This is a genomic window from Paracoccus sp. (in: a-proteobacteria), from assembly GCF_047605025.1.
GTDB lineage: Bacteria > Pseudomonadota > Alphaproteobacteria > Rhodobacterales > Rhodobacteraceae > Paracoccus.
Genome location: NZ_JASGGO010000053.1, coordinates 1 through 3,104 on the forward strand (window position 1 = coordinate 1; position 3,104 = coordinate 3,104).

The 3,104-nt window shown below is 68.3% G+C and carries 3 protein-coding genes; 2 read left to right on the plus strand and 1 reads right to left on the minus strand.

Annotated elements, in window-relative coordinates; genetic code table 11:
- Positions 1-485, minus strand: a 485-nt coding sequence (locus QM682_RS18390) for an AAA family ATPase (protein ID WP_415132393.1), incomplete at its 3' end; no start/stop codon positions are given.
- A 210-nt stretch (positions 486-695) separates the two neighbouring features.
- On the opposite strand from QM682_RS18390, the gene QM682_RS18395 reads away from it, so the two are divergent.
- Positions 696-1,664: a DUF808 domain-containing protein gene (locus tag QM682_RS18395; protein ID WP_415132394.1), complete on the plus strand. Its 969-nt coding sequence runs from the start codon at positions 696-698 to the stop codon at positions 1,662-1,664.
- 73 nt (positions 1,665-1,737) lie between these two features.
- Positions 1,738-3,104 (plus strand): FAD-binding oxidoreductase (locus QM682_RS18400; protein WP_415132396.1); only part of this gene is annotated, 1,367 nt, incomplete at its 3' end.

Sequence of the window (3,104 nt, forward strand, 5' to 3'; positions counted from 1 at the left end):
AGCGTCAGCTTGCCGTCGGCCTCCAGCACGCGCTGGATCACGAACATCACATCGGCGCGGCCGGCGTCGTATTCGTCGAAGACGATGGCGGTCGGGTTGCGCAGCGCCCAGGGCAGGATGCCCTCGTGGAACACGGTGACCTGCTTGCCGTCCACCAGCTTGATCGCGTCCTTGCCGATCAGGTCGATGCGGCTGACATGGCTGTCCAGGTTCACCCGCACGCAGGGCCAGTTCAGGCGCGCCGCGATCTGCTCGATATGGGTGGATTTCCCGGTGCCGTGATAGCCCTGGATCATCACCCGGCGGTTATAGGCAAAGCCGGCCAGAATCGCCATGGTGGTGTCGGGATCGAACTTGTAGGTCGGGTCGATCTCGGGGACGCGGCCGGTGCGTTCGGCGAAGCCCTTGACCTTCATGTCGCTGTCAAGGCCGAACACCTCGCGCAGGTCGATCTCTTCGGTGGGTTTCGCGTTCACGTCCAGCATCGTTCTTGGCCCTTTTTTCGCAACGCGGTCTTGATCGCGCATTCGCCAGCCCGGCGCAAGCACTCGTGCCCCGCAAATGGCCGCAAATGGCGACGGAACGCCACCAGAGCGAGGCGGTGCTGAACCGGACTTGCCTAAGCGGCGTTCCTTGACCAGAAACGGGATCCAGAAACAGGCACGTCTGACGGCGCCGAAGCGGAAGGACGAGGAATGAGCGGATTGCTGGCGCTGCTGGACGATGTCGCGGGGATCGCCAAGATCGCGGCCGCCTCGATCGACGATGTGGCCGGGCAGGCGGTCAAGGCCGGGGCCAAGGCGGCGGGCGCGGTGATCGACGACGCGGCGGTGACGCCGAAATACGTCCACGGCTTTTCCGCCGCGCGCGAGGTGCCGATCGTCCTGAAGATCGCGCGCGGCTCGCTTTTCAACAAGCTGGTCATCCTGCTGCCCATCGCCCTGCTGCTTTCGGCCCTCGCGCCCTGGGCGATCACGCCGCTTCTGATGATCGGGGGCGCCTATCTATGCTTCGAAGGGGCCGAGAAGATCCTGCACGCCCTTTCCAGCCACCACCTGAACGAGCCGAAGCTGGCCGTCACCCCCGAAGGCGCCGCCGGGCTTGAGGAAACGCGCGTGAAGGGGGCGATCAAGACCGATTTCATCCTTTCGGCCGAGATCATGACCATCGCGCTGGCCGCCATCCCGGCCAGCGATGCGATCTGGCAAAAGGCCCTGATCCTGGCCGTGGTCGCCGTCGGCATCACCGTCGCCGTCTATGGCTTCGTCGCGCTGATCGTGAAGGCCGACGATCTGGGCCTGCATCTGGCCGCGCGCGGTGGCGTGCGGGGCGGCCTTGGGCGCGGCATCGTCCATGTCATGCCGGGCTTCATGACGGCGCTGACGGTGGTGGGCACGGCCGCGATGATCTGGGTCGGCGGCCAGATCGTGGTGCATGGGCTGCACGAACTGGGCCAGCACCAGCCCTATGAATGGGTCCATCACACGGCCCAGGCCGCCGCCGCCGCGCTGCCCGTCGCGCCGGGGCTGGCCGAATGGGCGACCACGGCCTTTTTCGACGGCATCCTGGGCCTCATGCTGGGCTTCGTGCTGATCCCGGTCGCGAAACATGCGATCACGCCCCTGATCGGCGCGCTGCGGGGGCTGTTCGCCGCCTCGGCCTAAGGTCCGCGCCTTGCCTTGCCCTTTCCCAAGGCCGGGCCTAATGCTTCTGGTATACCGGAACCCCGAGGACGCCATGCCCATTCCCGCCGATGCCAGCGCCGCGCTGACCCAGCTTCTGGGCGCGCGCTATTCCCAGGCCCAGGCCGAGCGCGACCTGCACGGGCAGTCCGAGACCTTTCATCGCGCTCCGCCGCCCGATGCGGTGGCCTGGCCCGTCTCGACCCAGGAGGTTTCGGCGATCCTGGCGATCTGCCACGCCCATCGCGTCCCGGTGATCGGCTGGGGCACGGGCACCTCGCTGGAGGGCCATGCCCTGGCGGTGCGGGGCGGGATCGTGCTTGACATGATGAGGATGGAGCGGGTGCTGGACATCCGCCCCGAGGATCTTCAGGTCACGGTCCAGCCCGGCGTCACGCGTGAGGCGCTGAATACCGAACTGCGCAGCACCGGGCTGTTCTTTCCGGTCGATCCGGGGGCGAATGCCAGCCTGGGCGGCATGGCCTCGACGCGCGCCAGCGGCACCACGGCGGTGCGCTACGGCACCATGCGCGACAATATCCTGGCGCTGGAGGTGGTGCTGGCCGACGGCACGGTCATCCGCACCGGCACGCGCGCGGCGAAATCCAGCGCGGGATACGACCTGACCGGGCTTTTCGTCGGCGCCGAGGGCACCCTGGGCATCATCACCGAACTGACCCTGCGCCTGCATGGCCAGCCCGAGGAGACCGCCGCCGCCGTCTGCGCCTTTGCAACCCTTGAGGCGGCGGTCGAATGCGTCACCGCCACGATTCAGTCGGGTATTCCCATGGCGCGGATCGAATTCGTCGATGCTGATGCGGCGCGGGCCTTCAACGCCTTCTCGGGCGGCAGCCTGCGCGAGCAGCCGCATCTGATGGTCGAATTCCACGGCTCGCCCGTCTCGGTGCGCGAGGATGCCGCGAAATTCGGCGAACTGGCGGCGGAATTCGGCGGCGAGGGCTTCGACTGGGCCACCACGCCCCAGGCGCGGGCGGCGCTTTGGCGGATGCGGCACGGCGCCTATCGCGCCTGCCTGGCGCTGCGCCCCGGCTGCACCTCGGTCGTCACCGATGTCTGCGTGCCGATGTCGCACCTGCCCGCCGCCGTGGCCGCCGCCGCCCAGGACATCCGCGACGAGGGGCTGCTGGGGCCGATGGTCGGCCATGTGGGCGACGGCAATTTCCATTCGCAACTGCTGGTCATGCCCGGAAACGAGGCCGAGCTTGCCGCCGCCAAGCGCGTCGCCACCCGCATGGCCGAGCGCGCCCTGGCCGTCGGCGGCACCATCACCGGCGAGCATGGCGTGGGCCTTGGCAAGATGTCCCTGATGCGCGCCCAGCACGGCGCGGCGCTGGGCGTGATGGCGGCGATCAAGGCGGCGCTGGACCCGCTGGGCATCATGAATCCGGGCAAGCTGATCCC

What these genes read in the sequence shown, in the direction of transcription:
- QM682_RS18395 (WP_415132394.1), top strand. Translation starts at nt 696, where the DNA reads ATGAGCGGATTGCTGGCGCTGCTGGACGATGTCGCGGGGATCGCCAAG.